Annotated in this window: 14 protein-coding genes; 7 read left to right on the top strand and 7 right to left on the bottom strand. The window is 48.1% G+C overall.

Annotated elements, in window-relative coordinates:
* Positions 1-127 precede the first annotated feature (127 nt).
* A complete protein-coding gene (locus M0Q40_02300; GenBank protein MCK9221446.1) occupies positions 128-955 on the top strand; it encodes a helix-turn-helix transcriptional regulator in 828 nt (275 codons plus the stop codon).
* Here M0Q40_02300 and M0Q40_02305 read toward each other — a convergent pair.
* From M0Q40_02305 to M0Q40_02315, 3 genes are all read right to left on the bottom strand, one after another.
* Positions 926-1,903, bottom strand: a complete 978-nt coding sequence (locus M0Q40_02305) for an ROK family protein (protein MCK9221447.1) — start codon at positions 1,901-1,903, stop codon at positions 926-928. The genes M0Q40_02300 and M0Q40_02305 overlap by 30 nt on opposite strands.
* A gap of 91 nt (positions 1,904-1,994) precedes the next feature.
* Complete coding sequence (ugpC, locus tag M0Q40_02310) at positions 1,995-3,104, bottom strand: sn-glycerol-3-phosphate ABC transporter ATP-binding protein UgpC (GenBank protein MCK9221448.1); 1,110 nt, start codon at positions 3,102-3,104, stop codon at positions 1,995-1,997.
* Between the two features lie 173 nt (positions 3,105-3,277).
* Complete coding sequence (locus tag M0Q40_02315) at positions 3,278-4,420, bottom strand: hypothetical protein (protein ID MCK9221449.1); 1,143 nt, start codon at positions 4,418-4,420, stop codon at positions 3,278-3,280.
* Positions 4,421-4,804: 384 nt separating this feature from the next.
* Here M0Q40_02315 and M0Q40_02320 point away from each other — a divergent pair, with 384 nt between their 5' ends.
* Positions 4,805-6,076: a mechanosensitive ion channel gene (locus tag M0Q40_02320; GenBank protein MCK9221450.1), complete on the top strand. Its 1,272-nt coding sequence runs from the start codon at positions 4,805-4,807 to the stop codon at positions 6,074-6,076.
* A gap of 468 nt (positions 6,077-6,544) precedes the next feature.
* Here the strand turns inward: M0Q40_02320 and M0Q40_02325 are convergent, their stop codons facing one another.
* Both M0Q40_02325 and M0Q40_02330 read right to left on the bottom strand, forming a co-directional pair.
* The gene (locus M0Q40_02325) at positions 6,545-7,150 is read right to left on the bottom strand and encodes a hypothetical protein (protein MCK9221451.1); all 606 of its coding nucleotides are present in this window, start codon (positions 7,148-7,150) and stop codon (positions 6,545-6,547) included.
* Between the two features lie 23 nt (positions 7,151-7,173).
* On the bottom strand, positions 7,174-7,509 hold the full coding sequence (locus M0Q40_02330; GenBank protein MCK9221452.1) for a hypothetical protein: 336 nt from the start codon (positions 7,507-7,509) through the stop codon (positions 7,174-7,176).
* Positions 7,510-7,709: 200 nt separating this feature from the next.
* Here M0Q40_02330 and M0Q40_02335 point away from each other — a divergent pair, with 200 nt between their 5' ends.
* From M0Q40_02335 to M0Q40_02355, 5 genes are read left to right on the top strand one after another with little or no spacing between them, the layout of a single operon-like run.
* The gene (locus M0Q40_02335) at positions 7,710-8,030 is read left to right on the top strand and encodes a hypothetical protein (protein MCK9221453.1); all 321 of its coding nucleotides are present in this window, start codon (positions 7,710-7,712) and stop codon (positions 8,028-8,030) included.
* 59 nt (positions 8,031-8,089) lie between these two features.
* Positions 8,090-8,878 carry a hypothetical protein gene (locus M0Q40_02340; GenBank protein MCK9221454.1) on the top strand — a complete coding sequence of 263 codons (789 nt, stop codon included), beginning with the start codon at positions 8,090-8,092 and terminating at the stop codon, positions 8,876-8,878.
* Positions 8,879-8,913: 35 nt separating this feature from the next.
* On the top strand, positions 8,914-10,041 hold the full coding sequence (locus M0Q40_02345) for a glycosyltransferase family 4 protein (GenBank protein MCK9221455.1): 1,128 nt from the start codon (positions 8,914-8,916) through the stop codon (positions 10,039-10,041).
* Positions 10,028-11,176: a glycosyltransferase family 4 protein gene (locus M0Q40_02350; GenBank protein MCK9221456.1), complete on the top strand. Its 1,149-nt coding sequence runs from the start codon at positions 10,028-10,030 to the stop codon at positions 11,174-11,176. Before M0Q40_02345 ends, M0Q40_02350 begins: the two co-directional genes overlap by 14 nt.
* Positions 11,176-12,147 carry a glycosyltransferase family 4 protein gene (locus tag M0Q40_02355; GenBank protein ID MCK9221457.1) on the top strand — a complete coding sequence of 324 codons (972 nt, stop codon included), beginning with the start codon at positions 11,176-11,178 and terminating at the stop codon, positions 12,145-12,147. The genes M0Q40_02350 and M0Q40_02355 overlap by 1 nt, the downstream gene beginning before the upstream one ends.
* 99 nt (positions 12,148-12,246) lie before the next feature.
* On the opposite strand, the gene M0Q40_02360 is transcribed toward M0Q40_02355, so the two are convergent.
* Together M0Q40_02360 and uvrC are read right to left on the bottom strand one after the other, a co-directional pair.
* Complete coding sequence (locus tag M0Q40_02360; protein MCK9221458.1) at positions 12,247-13,092, bottom strand: Cof-type HAD-IIB family hydrolase; 846 nt, start codon at positions 13,090-13,092, stop codon at positions 12,247-12,249.
* A gap of 23 nt (positions 13,093-13,115) precedes the next feature.
* Entirely contained in the window at positions 13,116-14,948 is a 1,833-nt protein-coding gene (gene uvrC / locus M0Q40_02365; GenBank protein ID MCK9221459.1) for an excinuclease ABC subunit UvrC, read from the bottom strand.
* Between the last annotated feature and the right edge of the window lie 2 nt (positions 14,949-14,950).

The raw sequence follows: 14,950 nt of genomic DNA on the forward strand, positions 1-14,950 counted from the left end.
CCCGGGGTTGCACCAAAACATGGTATATGCTACAATGTTTATGTAACGAACATATGTTTTCGCTTAGTCCCCCCCAGTATTGACCCCTAATCCTTTCCGGCAATAATCATGAGGAGGACCCCCTATTATGTCGTTAGGCCAAACAATCCGTCACCGCCGATGTCAATTAAATCTTACCCAAGAAGAACTGGCAGGCTCCAATCTTACCAAAAGTTTCATTAGCCAATTAGAACGTAATCAAACTAATGCTTCCCTTGTTAATCTAAAGCTTCTGGCCTCTAAACTGCAAATGTCAGTAACTGACCTTGTCGCAAGCGACGATCCGCTACTGCAAGCTGAAACAGCGTACCACTTGGCCTGCGCTTACATACTTATGCACAAGCCCGATCAAGCTCAAAGATGGATCGAACAAGCCTGGGACATCATCCGTGCTCAAGACATAGAGGAACATCCCTTAGTAGGTCAAGTATATTATATCCGTGGATACATCGCCTTAATGCAAGACCGACAGACCGAGGCCTTTTCTCTTCTAGACCAGGCTTTAGCACAAGCAAAGAAACTGGACCAAAAGATCCTAATCTGCCAAAACCTACTTGCGCTAGGTCAGCTTCGTTACGAACAAAACCTACTCCTCAAGGCTGCAAGATTCCTAGAAGAAGCAAGAGAAACCTTCTTTGCTTACTGCAGCACGTCAAACCCCCTGTTAGGAGTTGAAATCCTCGATTGCCTCATTCGCATCAACACTGAACTAGGGGACGTGCAAGAAGCAGCCCAGCTATCTGCGCAAAAGAATGCCCTCTTAAGCCAGGCTGCCGACTTCTCATCAACGGCCACAAGACATATCGCTAGAGCCGAACAGCTGCATCAGGCAAATCGGCACAGAGCAGCCCAAATCCAGTTACACAAGGCAATCGTTCTCCTGGAACTAGAAGCTTTGTGTCTTGGTAACGTCTAACACTAAAGAACAGGCACCGAGCATACCAGCATCAACACCTAACGCTGCTGGCACTATCCGCGTCTTTTCCCGTGGTCCAGCAACTGCCTTTTTGCGTACCTGTTCAATAACAGGTGTAAACAACATATCGCCTAATTTGCTTACGCCTCCGCCAATCACCACAACCTCGGGGTCAAACAGGTTGAGAACGTTGACTACACCTAGTGAAAGATAGTAAAACGCCTTGTCCAAAACCTCCTGGGCCACCTTATCCCCTTGTTTTGCCGCTTCGCCCACAACCTTGGCAGAAATGGCATCCAAGTCCCCTTCTACCAGATCCCGGATCACCGACTCAGCTCCAGCCTGCAGGGCCTCCTTGGCCATCCGGGCAATCGCGGTTCCCGAGGCTAAGGATTCAAGACAACCTCGCTGTCCGCATCCACACAGGGGACCATCACCTTCAATCACAATATGGCCAACTTCCCCTGCGGTTCCATGGGTACCTGCATATAGTCGATCGTTGATGATAATACCACTGCCAACTCCGGTGCTTACTGTAATGTAGACCATATTTTCTACACCCCGGCCAGCACCAAACCATTTTTCAGCCAAGGCCGCAGCATTAGCATCGTTCTCCACGTAGGTGGTGATCCCAGTCTTCTCCTGCAGTATGGGGCCAAGATAGACATTCTTCCACCCGAGGTTAGGAGCAAACAGGACAAGCCCGGTTTCCCGCTCCAAAGGACCGGGACTGCAAACTCCGATACCAAGCACATCCTCCGGTTTTGCATTCTGCCTTTCTAGCAGTATCTTAACACTTTGTGCCATTCTCTCTAAAACAGCATCGCTACCTTCCTTGGCATCGGTATCGCAGACTACTTGGTCCAACAGTTTGCCGTCTTGATCCACAATTCCCGTTGCGATCTTCGTGCCTCCGAGATCTACACCCACAGCATATTTCTTGCCCATTTTTCCTAAACTCCTCTGCCTTATAGTTCCTTTTTGAAAAAAATGGCTGCCCTCAACTAAGGACAGCCATTGCAATCATGATAAGCACTAATTAATCGATTCTTTCCTCGGTGTCACGATCAAAGAAGTGAACCTTGTTCATGTTAAACACGATCTGATGCTCGTAACCATCCTCCACCTTGCTAGTAGCATCCAACCGTGCAACAAACATATGCTCATCCACGGAGAAGTACGCATAGATCTCTGCACCCATGGGCTCCGTCACGTCAACAAACGCCTCAACTAGACAATCCTCGGGACGCTCTTTGAGCATCTCGGCATCTTCAATGTCCTCAGGACGAATACCGAAGATAACTTCCTTATCTACGTACTCGTGCAAATGCTTGTACTGGGCAAGTTTTTCACGAGGAATCTTCAGTTTAAAGGAGAATCCATCAACCCATACATCCTCGCCTTCGCCCTTCAATACTACGTTCAAAAAGTTCATCGCAGGACTACCGATAAATCCACCAACAAATACGTTAACTGGATTATCATAGATATCCAACGGGGCACCAACCTGCTGAATTACGCCATCTTTCATAACCACGATGCGGTCGCCCATGGTCATGGCTTCTGTCTGGTCGTGTGTTACGTAAATCATAGTTGTTTGTAGTCTGTTATGCAGCTTACTGAGCTCAGCCCTCATCTGCACACGCAATTTGGCGTCCAGGTTGGAAAGAGGTTCGTCCATCAAGAACACCTTTGGTTCCCGCACAATCGCTCGTCCTACGGCAACTCGCTGTCTCTGTCCACCGGAAAGAGCCTTTGGCTTCCGGTCTAAGAGGTTCTCGATTCCTAACATTCGAGCTGCTTCCTTCACCCGCTGATCAATCTCTGCCCGCGGAAAACGACGCAATTTGAGACCAAAGGCCATATTGTTATAGACATCCATGTGCGGGTACAACGCATAGTTCTGGAACACCATCGCAATGTCTCTGTCTTTAGGCGGAATGTCGTTTACTACAACATCTCCGATGTAGATCTTACCATCGGTAATCTCCTCAAGGCCGGCAACCATTCGTAGGGTAGTGGACTTTCCACAACCAGAAGGGCCAACTAGGACGACAAATTCCTTGTCCAATATATCAAGGTTCGCTTCGTTAACAGCAATGACATTGCCGAATCTTTTTGTCACGTTATCCAATAAAACACGTGCCATTGTGGTTTTCGCCTCCCAATCTATTTTCATAAACACCGGAATGTGAACCGGCGGAATCTAGAATCATATATAGACCCAGTACACATACATACACTATTCAACAAGAATGGATCAATATCCTGCCTCTCATCGAGAAAATGTATGGGCCAGATTCTATCAAAATTTACCACTCACTAAAACTCAATTCTGTACGAAGCTGTCAAACGCTTTGGATTATCCGGTGTAGACGTCGCTGTCCACTTGATACCGTTTGGAGCGGTATACTCGGCTTTAATCAAACTTACCTTTCCAGCTTCAAAGTCATACTTCGTTGTAAACCCAATATTCTCGAAGAAACCGGGTATGCTGAACACTTTGCTAATCGTCAGCTCATTTGCGTTAAAGCGTCGACCCTTGATGTCATATTGGGACTTAATACCAGCAGTAACACCAAGGACTTCCTTCTTAGCTTCTAGATCCATCAGCTGCCTTGTAGTCCCTTCCTGGGCATAGGTCAGATACCTTCCGTCGAAGGTTACCCCGGCTAAAGCAACTTCCACACCGACTTCCCGGCCGTCTTCCTTACCAGCATAAAGAGTCTTCAAGTTAGCACTCACATATGGAGTGTCAAAATCTCCATAATTCCATATCCCCGCTTTCAGGAAAACACCATTGGTCACCTTGAATTTGCTATACACCTGGTAGGCACTACCGGTGTCCTTATCGTTTGCAAACTCTGCTCCAACGTTAACCCGTTCATTAAGTTGACTACTTGCCTTAAAGAAGAAGGCAGAACGTTCTTCCTTAAGCCTCACATAGGAACCAGTTAGCTGTACCCGATCAACATCGCCCATAAAACGCAAAGCTAAGGGGCGCACATCTCCATCAAACCCATATAAACCACTTAGGCGAACATCACCAATTCTGCCCCCCAAAACCTCAATACCATCGAAGTTGGAGAAGGCACCGACATAGTCAGAATAGTTTGCCGAGAACCGCCCAATACGGGTTGTTAAAACCGGTCCGGCGTTTAGGAATTGACCCTGAGTGGTCATCAAAGCGGTAATTCGTGGGTATACTGCCGTGCCTGGCGTAACAGGAAAGAAATCATCTAGATCTCCCTCTGCATCGGGAACTAGTTTTAACTGCAGACTAACCTGCTGTTCGTCGCCCTTGACCAGGTTCATATTCAGTTTCAACTTCATGTTGACATTGAACTCACCGTTATCAAAAACGCCAAGGGCTTCCATTGAGCCGTTTGGTTCGACGGCTTGTATTACCTGACAGCTAAGTAGCAATATCAGGATGCCACATAGTAGACTTAACCGTTTTTGCATGCTGTTCCTCCCTCTAACCAAAATCAGACTATCAATACTCATTGAACTATGAGCAATGAGTACTCGAAATCCCTCCCTGCATAAAGCATGGCAATCATAAGTTCTGTTTCCATTCCTGGATGTTAAAATATACTTCGCTTCTCTACGGGTAAACTCCTTCCTTATTACCCCATATTTTAACAGGCCACAATCATTCTAGAAAAATCAGTCCCTCATTTTTTAAGGACACGGGATCCGTTTACCAATGTTTGCTGGGACTTTGTTTTTGAAATGACCCATGTAGATGGAGGAAACAGACCCCTATAAAAAGAACTAATAGATCACGAACTTGCTTTTCCATGTTCGGGTCCATAAAAAACCTCGTTACGTGGGAAGGTGCTAATAATGAAGACAAAAAAATATAGCTTCAACCTCATTGTAAGCCTGGGATTTTGTATTCTCTTTGCCTACCTGGAGTCCATCGGTGTTGGTTTGTATGCTCTGAATGAGGCATATACCCTGGCAGCCTTTTTGTCCATCGTCTTTGGTATCATTGCTTTTTATTTCGCATCATTGATCGCCACTTCAGCTTCAGTAAAGTGGCGCAGTGGCTCTCCTGGCGAGGTCATCATGTTGGCCGGGTTGTATCGTGTGCTTACCATCATTGCCTTAATTGGAAGCGTCGTGTATATTCAAGGTAAACTAAGTATGTTTGCCAGCTTCTTCTCTCTTTTTGGAGGGATGCTCTTAGGATGGTCCTTACAGGCTCCGGTGAGTGGACTGGCGGCGTGGATCTTGGTGACAGTAAAACGTCCTTTTCGCATCGGGGATCGGGTCCAATTCCCAACACTAGGACTTACCGGTGATGTAAAGCAAATAGGCCCCATGTATACGGTTTTGGACCAAGTAGGTGGAGCAATCGGCAGTGAGGAAGCCGTTGGCAGAAACGTCTTGATCCCTAACGCCATGTTATTTACGAGTGTGGTGATCAACTACACCGTCAAACGTGAAGCAGCGTATATCCTGGATGAAGTAGTAATCCGGATTACCTACGACTCCGACTGGGATACAGCCGAACAAATCCTGCTGAACGCCGCACGTTCGGTGACAGTAGACATTATCAAGGAGACGGGTCAAGAGCCTTATATTCGTTCAGATATCTATGACTATGGTATCTATTTACGTCTTAGATACATAACCCTAGCGACAGACCGCCCGCGGATATCCCATCAGATTATTGAGAAAATCTTTAAGGCATTCCAGCATAATCGAAACGTGGACTTTGCCATACCCTATGTCTATTCCTTCAAACGGGGCATGGTTAGTAGCGCACAGACATCCTACCAGAAGGATGACGTCGAGCATATTCCAATCGATGATATTGTAAACGCAGATGAGATCAACCCAAACGATAGCGAAGGACTAAAAACCATCGATAGGTTGGCTCAAAGCATCTCGGAAAAGGGATTACTACAACCAATTATTGTAGTCAGAGAGCCCGACGGGAATCGGTATAGAGTCGTTGCGGGACACCAACGACTCAAGGCTTGCATTCACCTAGGATGGGATTCAGTACCGGCAGTAGTCAGAAATCCCATCGGAACAGAGATCGAAACCTTTGAGGGGCTTACAAGTAAACCATTTTCCAAGGAACCCGATCAGACAATCCCCATGTAGGCACTTGGCCATAAGTATTTCACATCCGTGCTGTGACTACACTATTACCCAGTTCTTTACTAACTGCGGTTAAGGGCGCATTTGCTTGCATCACACCGTCGTGGGTTCCTGGTGTAAGTGATACACCTCATCCATGACAGTGAAGATAGTGCCCCCAAACGCGAATGACATCGTCCAACAGGTGACTTGGCAAACTTGTCTTGATATCCCCAGGAGCATAAGTAGTACTTGGAAAGTCCGGGAGGGAGTCGACTTCATCCCGCAATCTGATATAATATTTCCGAGCAATCTTGGATAATCTGGTTTGGTAAGAATCTAACGACTTCCGTCGCGGGAGTATGTCGATTGTCTCTTACCAATACCTGTGAGGATTTCATGGCTACACCCCCTCGAAAGACACAGTGTAGCCCACTTCTACTTATTACGTTAACCTTCGATGAGGGTACTAGAACCCGACCGATAGACAAGCTACAAAAAGATCAAACTAACATCGTCCAACAGGATCGGTAATCCCTTTGACTTAGCAAATACCAATCGGGCTGTCTTGACGTCGCTAGGAACAGTGGAAGACCTTCCATCGTAATAGAACCAACCGGGGCCTAAAGTACGCGCCGGGATGGATAGACATATTCCGGGTCCAACCTCGCAACCATTGACGTCAAGCCATGTGAGAGTCGCTTGCAGGGGTGGATTACCACAGTTGGTATCCACAGTCTCTTTCGTTACTAAAAGGGCAATGTAGAACTTTAACAGAAGCATAGTCCCAGGACAAACATGTACATCTTGGGAAATAGAAGATGGCAGGCACTCAAATAAGTTGCATTCCTTCCTTTCCGCTAGAGATAGTTGTACCGATGCTATACCAGTATGGGCACAGGAGCTAGATAGCACATTGCTTCCGGACCATCCTTGTGCTTCGTAGGGGCTTTTCCACACTTCAAATCCACCATTGTGAACCAAGTTTCCTCGGCAAACTACAGTCTTCTCCTTTTCTGCTGGTTTCCATACACAACTTGTTCCAACTAAGGTTGAGTACACAGGCAGGCACGTCGACCTGCGACCATAAATAGCCATAGACTTCGCTCCTTATTTTGGGACTATCCACAAAACGGCCATGACCATTCATCTTCTTTGCAGGGCCACCAACAGGGAGAACACTCACCTTTACGATGAAGATCCTTGGAGACACGGATCTTTTTAGCAATTGCTTCCTCTTTCCGGGCAAGGGCTACTATCTCATCAGCTACCGTCTTCTCAAGCTGTATTACCAACTCCACGATTTCCCGTGGCGACAAACACTTCAGCTCACTAGGCAACCAATTAGCACTAATGGCAAGTTTGTCAGCAATGATCTTCAATATCCGGGCAATTTGCTCTTGTTCATCGGCAGAGGCAGCAAGAAGACGCAGACGAATTTGCTCAATTGTTTCCATGATTTCTCGCCTCGTTTAATCCAAAGTGTTCTTCATTTTATGTCATATCCACTAAGAGTGTGCGTTGACACCACGATGGACAATACCACTTTTGGGGGAAATTAACCCATGGCAGACCAAATTCCGGTGACATAACATGAAATGAAGGATCAGGGCTTTATTGCCATCCTTACGATTTACCAAGAAGGAGGCCTATTAAGATGGTCGTTGTTGACCCAACTTCGCTAATCCTGTCCATTGTAGCATCGGAACAAGCGTATCTTGCCAGCATTCTCTCTGCGGAAGCCGTAAAAGCAGAGATGGCAGCTTCCATGATCGGTATCCTTGATTTCGAAGACGAGGCCGCGGCCAGTCCTAACCTTGTGCTTGACAAGGCCCTGCGAATTGAGAAATCGGTGGCCTCGGTAATCAGGGCTGCCGCCGACAAGGAGATAGCCATTGCAGCCAAGGTAAGCGCAGTAATGGGTAATCCGCTATGTGGAATCAAGTGGATTACTTGCTGTGACACAAATGATTGCTAAGTGCGTGTTGGCCGGGGCTTCCCCTGGCCAACTCTATACTTTGACTGAGGTGTGGAATGATGGATAAAAAGACCGTTTTCTGTATCACCGCTGGAACACAGCTTTCGGATATCCTTTGGATCGCCAATATCCTACCGTTTCTGTCTGGCGACCTTATGGAGCTCATCTGGGAATGTCCTTCTTCTGGAATTCAGCAATTACTCCATCTTTACCCCAAGCTGGATCAAACAGTAAATGATGTGGAGGAATTACTAGCTCCCCCGGATGTGTACCTGATAGTCCACCCTTTTTGGAGCCCCGCCAGTGCCAGCATTCAAACACCCCTGCAAGCTGTTTTCTCGATCATCAGTCCTTGGTGCGTCATACCATCGGCTTTACCCGACACGCCCTATCCGATTCGGGCGAAACTAGAGCGGCCCAGTGGTTGTCCTTTGCCACCTAGATACCTCTGCATTGATCCATCTTCCCGAAGCGCCACATCTTTGGACCCAAAGATGATTCAACTATGGATCCAGCTTATTACCTACCTTTCAATACCCGCGGTCCAAATAGGGAGCAGTACTACACCACTTGTTCCGCATCTGCTTGATGCCCGAGGTCTTACTGAGAGTCAGACAGCAGCAGTCCTTGCTAATAGTCTTCTTTTCCTAGGCAGTGATTCAGACTACTCCTGTCTGGCAAGTGCCCTGGATAAACCACAGATCTGGGTAACCTTACCCAAGAGTAACTGGTGGTGGCCCCGCAATTCAGCTAATGCTCTGGTATGTAATACGGAATCACCGTCCTCCATTGATCTTCTTGCTTTGGTGGCGTGGGCGTGGGAACGGTTAAACATGGAGAAACCTTGAAGTCTCCGAGTATGGCTTTCTAGGGGGATATGATCATGGAAAATAGTCGTAGTGTTGCTATCCTGGCGGGACTTTTCATACCAGACAGCCACCGAATGACCTATAGCGGAGCCGACCGCTACCTTGTCAACCTTTATCAGTTACTGGAGGAGTTGGGCTATAAACCTTGTGTCTGGCAGGCGGGGGAATACGATCACGATTTTGCAGGAATGAAGATTCGGGCATTACCTTGTGGCGATGGCGGACCCGATGGGATCATTGAGCTGAACCTAAACTTTTTTGAGAGGACCACGGACTATAGTAAAGCTATCTACTATGCGCCCCAACTGGCTTTTCCCCGCGTCAAGCGCCATTCCATCGTGATCTCCCATGGCGTGTTCTGGGACTATCCGGGGCACCCTCTATCGATGATGTCTCTTCTTCAGAAGGAGGAATGGCTGCGTAGGTTACGTTACGCATTCACGGCGCCGGACCTATTGGTATCTGTGGATACCAATACCCTTAATTGGATCCGTGCCACATGGCCTGGGTACGAAAACAAGCAGATTTATGTCCCCAATTTCGTTGATACAGAGCAATTTCATCCGGTAAGGAAAGATGAATCTAAGGTTACTATTCTTTATCCGCGACGGCTTACCTGGATTCGCGGAATCGATGATGTGAAGGTGGTTGCAGAGCGAATAATACGTCGTCATGACTTTGTTGAATTCCACTTTGTGGGGCGCGGCCACGATGATTCCACAGGGGAGGCAATGAGGCAATGGGCCAATGCTAATCCCCGATGCAAGTACTACTGGGTACCCTTTGATGAAATGCCACGGGTCTACCAACAAGCCGATATTGTCCTCATCCCCACTCAGGCAGCCGAGGGCACATCCTTATCCTGTTTGGAGGCCATGGCTTGTGGCAAAGCTGTTATCTGTTCTTGGGTAGGCGGGCTTACTGATTTGGTTACTCACGGACAAGATGGCATCCTTTGCCCCATGACTCCCGATGCTCTGGAAGCAGCCATTGAGGAATTGATTCTTCATCCTGAGCAAAGACAGCTCCTCGGCACATCTGCCCGCCGAACAGCAGAGTCCTTCTCACTGTTCCGTTGGAAAACCAATTGGACGCAAGCTTTGAAGAGAATCTGGGGAGGTAAACCACATGAAGCCTACTAATATTCGAATCGCGGTTCTTACGGATTATCTACTGCATCCGAGCCAGAATGACTTTCTGGCTGTGGCGGAAAACCTACAGCTTCTGCATTTAATAGAATACCTTAGGGACGCCCTTGGGTGTACTGTGGATGTCTTCCAGATATCGACAAAGCCGAAACGGACCTTCCGCGGTTTTCAGATCACGGGGATCGCTGCGGAATGCGATCGCTACGGAATGTTCCCGGGGGCTAGTACCAGCTTTATCAGTCTGGGCCTAGATTATGATCTGTGTATTTACTATCAATGGCATATGGCCTTTCCGCGGGTATGTCCAAAATCAGTAGTAGTATCCCACGGGATCTACTGGGATTCCCCTGGAGGATACTTCAATCGCTTAAGCTTAATGGAGCAAAAACATATAAAGGATCGCCTACTCTATGGTCTTACCGCATCACTAGCCTTCGTGGCCGGTGACCGCAACACAATAAACGTGATTAGGGTTCTGTGGCCAGGATATACCCAAAGGCTGGAATACCTCCCCCCAGGTGTGGATTTAGAGCAGTTCACCCCAGCGGTCAAGGACAGGAATGATTGCCTCCGCGTGGTATGCCCCCAAGACTTCACCCAGGAGGAAGGAGTCAATGAGATTCTAAGCCTATGTCGCATCTTCCAAAACCTAGAACCGAGTATCGAATTTCACATTGTCGGTCATACAAGGGAGTTTGGCGAGGCACTTCAACTAGCCCATCAGGTACGGGTGCTGCCAAACGCACGTTTTTACTGGGTACCGACAGCCCAATTGACAGCAGTCTATCATGCATCTGACCTTGCCCTATTTCCCTCTCGAAGTAGTGCAGGTCCATCACTGTATTGCTTGCAGGCCATGGCCTGTGGATTACCGGTCATCGCTGGTCTAACCGGTGGTCTAGGTGAAATGGTGGTAGACGGGTGGAATGGATTCCTCTTAGAAGAACCGAGCATTGACCACCTTGTGCACCGCGTCTATCAATTGACGCGCAACCAAGAGTTAAGAACACAAATGGGTCGAAACGCACGGCTCTTGGCCGAAGGCTATCCGGTCTCAAGATGGAGGAATCGATGGCTCCATCTGGTAGAAAGACTGCTCTTAGGTACTAGTCAAAGAGGTGAAACCTAATGAAGGTTCTTATGGTCGTAGAGCTTCTGTTCTTAGGTGGATTAGAAACCCATGTTATGGCATTGTGCAGACAACTGATGTTGCGGAAACACCAAGTGTATGTCCACGTGAAGCATTGCATTGGACCCTGGCGGGAATTACTGACGGAAAGTGGAGCGATCCTAGTAGATTCCCCTGAAGAAGCGGGGTCTTTGGATCTTATTCATGTTCACGCGTGGGGCAAGTCACCCCAGAGAGGTATCCTCTGGTCACAGCAGCACGATCTTCCCTTAGTGGTGACTTATCACGGTCTTTTCAAAGGATATGTTGAGCACCTAGTAGGAAAAGCCGAGATCATCTCCGTCAGTCCTCGGGTTCAGCAGTACCTTGAGGTACCCTCAACGGTGGTTGAGAATGGTATTGAGCTTGAGCAGTTCCCTGCATCACCCCTACCCTTCAATCGTACAGTAGCCTGGCTTGGCAGATTGGATGGGAAGCGATGGCTACTACTAGATACACTTTTTCGAGCCTGTAGGAGGTCCAAAATACGATGCCGGGTCATAGGTGGGTTGCTGACACCAACAGCGATCCACCTCCTTAGCGTCTATGATCATGTAGAATGGCATGGAGCAGTGTTCAATATAGCACCACTTCTTCGTGACGTAGATGTGGTGTTCTCGACTTCAAGGGGAATCCGAGAAGCTATGGCATCAGGAAGGCTGGCCATAGTCGCCAATGATCGGTACTATGGCGGTCTAGTCGAACCCAACAGTCTTGAAAGACTACGCTCCGATAGTTTCATGGCCTGGGGACAAAACCTGATCAATCCAGCGATTATCGCGGAAGACCTCTTAGGGCTCTACAGTCAACCTGAATACATGTCCAAGGTGGGGCGATGGGGCACGGCCTTTGCCAAGGAAACATTTTCTGCCGAGCGGATGGCCACTGAAACAGAACAGGTTTATCACAAAGCTCTACAAAAAACGTGTTAATGACCGACTATGGCCACACATGCACCCCTAGTATTTTTCGTGACGACTCTTCTCTTCAGATTTGAGTTCACGCTTGGGACCAGAGTCCTAAGTATCTCACTATAGGACTGATTCCCGGGACGAATTCGGGGGGTTCCCTGGCGACTCTAGCACAAACTTATCTATGGCATAGGCAACCCCTGCATAATCATGGGGCAACGAAACGTAATCGGCAATCTCTTTAAGCTCAGACACGGCATTTCCCACAGCCACCCCAATACCGGCTGCTTGAAGCATTGACAAGTCGTTATGACTATCACCAATGGCCATGATTTCATCTTTACTAAACCCTAAAGCTTTGGAAACCCGAAGGAGGGCCTCGCCCTTGGAGACTCCCTTGCTCATTAACTCCAGAAAGCGACTTTTAGAGCTGGTTATTTCCAATACCTCAGAAAAGCCTTGGCGAATAAGGACAGCAAGGGCGGCAATCCTCTCTTCTTCATCAACAAAAAGTAGCTTAGTGGGCTCATCGGAGTCCTGAATAAATGCAGCCAAGTCTCCGACTACATGGGGGGTAACATTGGCGACGGATACATAGTAGTCAACCATTTCATTCAGTGAGCTCACATAAAGACGGTCCTGTACATACACATTTAGACATAGCCGATGCAGCATAGCCAAATGGGCAATTTCTAAGGCAATGTCTTTAGGGATCGTTTGGCAACTCCAGACATTTCCCCTGCGATCCTTGACCAATGCCCCGTTGTAGACAATTAGCGGCCCTTTCAGATCCAAGTGCTCTGCGTAAGGTAGACAGGATTGAAACATGCGACCGGTGGCTAAGGTAACCATTACCCCTCGCGCGGCAGCCTCAGTAATCGCCCTGTAGTTCTCCTGGGAAATAGAAAGGTCTTTATCTAGTAAGGTATCATCGCAATCTACGGCCACCAGTTTGATCCTTGACAATAACATCCCTCTTTCCAATGAACTTACAGATCACCCTGCCCAATCCCCAAGTAGATATTGCGGGCCACCGACAGAGGAATACCCGGAACGCTTGCTAGTTCTTCTAGGGTTGCCTTCTTGATCGCTCCAAGGGAGCCGAAATGATCGATTAAAATCCGCTTGCGTTTCGGGCCTACACCTTCAATGGCATCCAATGCCGATTCCCTAACCCTCTCCGCTCGAAGCTTGTGGTGATAGGACAGAGCAAAACGATGGGCCTCATCTCTAAGTCGTTGCAGAATTCGCTTCGCCGGTGAGTCCTCGGATAATACCACGGGCTGGGGATGATTTAGCAAGTAGATCTCCTCTTCTCTTTCCGCCAGACTCAATACCGCCACATCCTGCCAACCCTTCTCTTGCAGAACTTTACGGACTGCGCCTAGTTGGCCAAGACCACCGTCAACCAGAATCAGATCTGGTTTGTCGCCAAAGGAATCTGCTAGTTCCTCTCGATCATAGGCCATAATCCGGCGACCGACAACCTCCCGCAGCATCCCATAGTCATCCTGACCTTGTACGGACTTCACCTTAAACCGCCGGTACTGACTGGAATCCGGAATTCCTTCAATGGCCACCACCATGGCACCCACGGCATCGTCCTCGCCGAGATTGGAGATATCATAGCCTTCAATCCGCCGGGGCCCTGAACTTAACCCTACCAAGGAAGCAAGTTCCTCAAGACCCTCCTGTTGCACTTGTTGAGCCCGTCTTTGGGCTAGTAACCGTTCTTGTAGCTTCATGTGGGCATTACGAGAGACCAATTCAATAAGCTTCTTTAGCCTGCCCCGCTTAGGCGTATGAAGGACTACCTTTTTCCCCCGTATTTGACTTAGCCACTGGATCAGTAACTCTTTATCCTCGACCTCCTCCGATAGGGCAATTTTCGGAGGAATGAAGGAAGCCCTTGTATAATGCTGCTGGATAAAGGCTTCTAAAATCTCGGGCCCACTGACAGAGCTTTGGGTCTCCATCATAAAATGATCCCGACCCATGACCCTTCCTTCTCTCACATGGAACACTTGAACACAAATCAGGTCATCTTCCATGGCATATGCAATCAAATCCAAATCCTCTAGGGTACCACTAGAAATCTTCTGCCTTTCCGCGGTTTTCTCCAATGCCCCGATCTGATCTCTTAAGGCCGCGGCTCGTTCAAATTCCATTTTGGCAGCAGCCTTCTCCATCTCCTTGGTCAGTTTTTTGATGATTTGGTCGGAATTCCCCTGGAGGAAAAGACAAACCTGCTCAACAACATCTCGGTACTCTTCCTTGCTTATTTTCCCACAGCAGGGAGCAGTGCATCTTTCAATATGATAGTTCAAACAGGGCCTTTCTTTTTCTACCAAGGCCCCACTACAAGTCCGTGTTGGAAAAACCTTACCTAGAAAGTTCAGACTCTGTTTAAGTGCACCTACATCTGTATAGGGGCCAAAATATCTGGCATTATCCTTCGTGATCCGGCGGACCACCTGCACCCGGGGGTAATCCTCCTGAACAGTAACCCGTACATAAGGGTAGGCCTTATCATCCTTCAGGCGAATATTATAAAAGGGAGTGTGCTCCTTGATCAAAGTACACTCTAAAATCAAAGCTTCCACTTCGGAATCGGTAATAATGTAATCAATATCGGCAACCCGGTTGGCTAGGGCCTGCGTCTTGGGAGATTTCTCCCCCTCTTGGAAATAGGAACGTACCCGGCTCCTTAACGAAGTAGCCTTACCCACATAGATCACATTTCCAGCATCATCTTTCATGATATACACGCCGGGTTTGCGGGGTAGCAGGTCTAGTTTCTGTCTAAGCTTCTCACTTACCATGG

The sequence above is a fragment of the Limnochordia bacterium genome, from assembly GCA_023230925.1.
In the GTDB taxonomy this organism is placed as follows: Bacteria; Bacillota; Limnochordia; order DUMW01; family DUMW01; genus JALNWK01.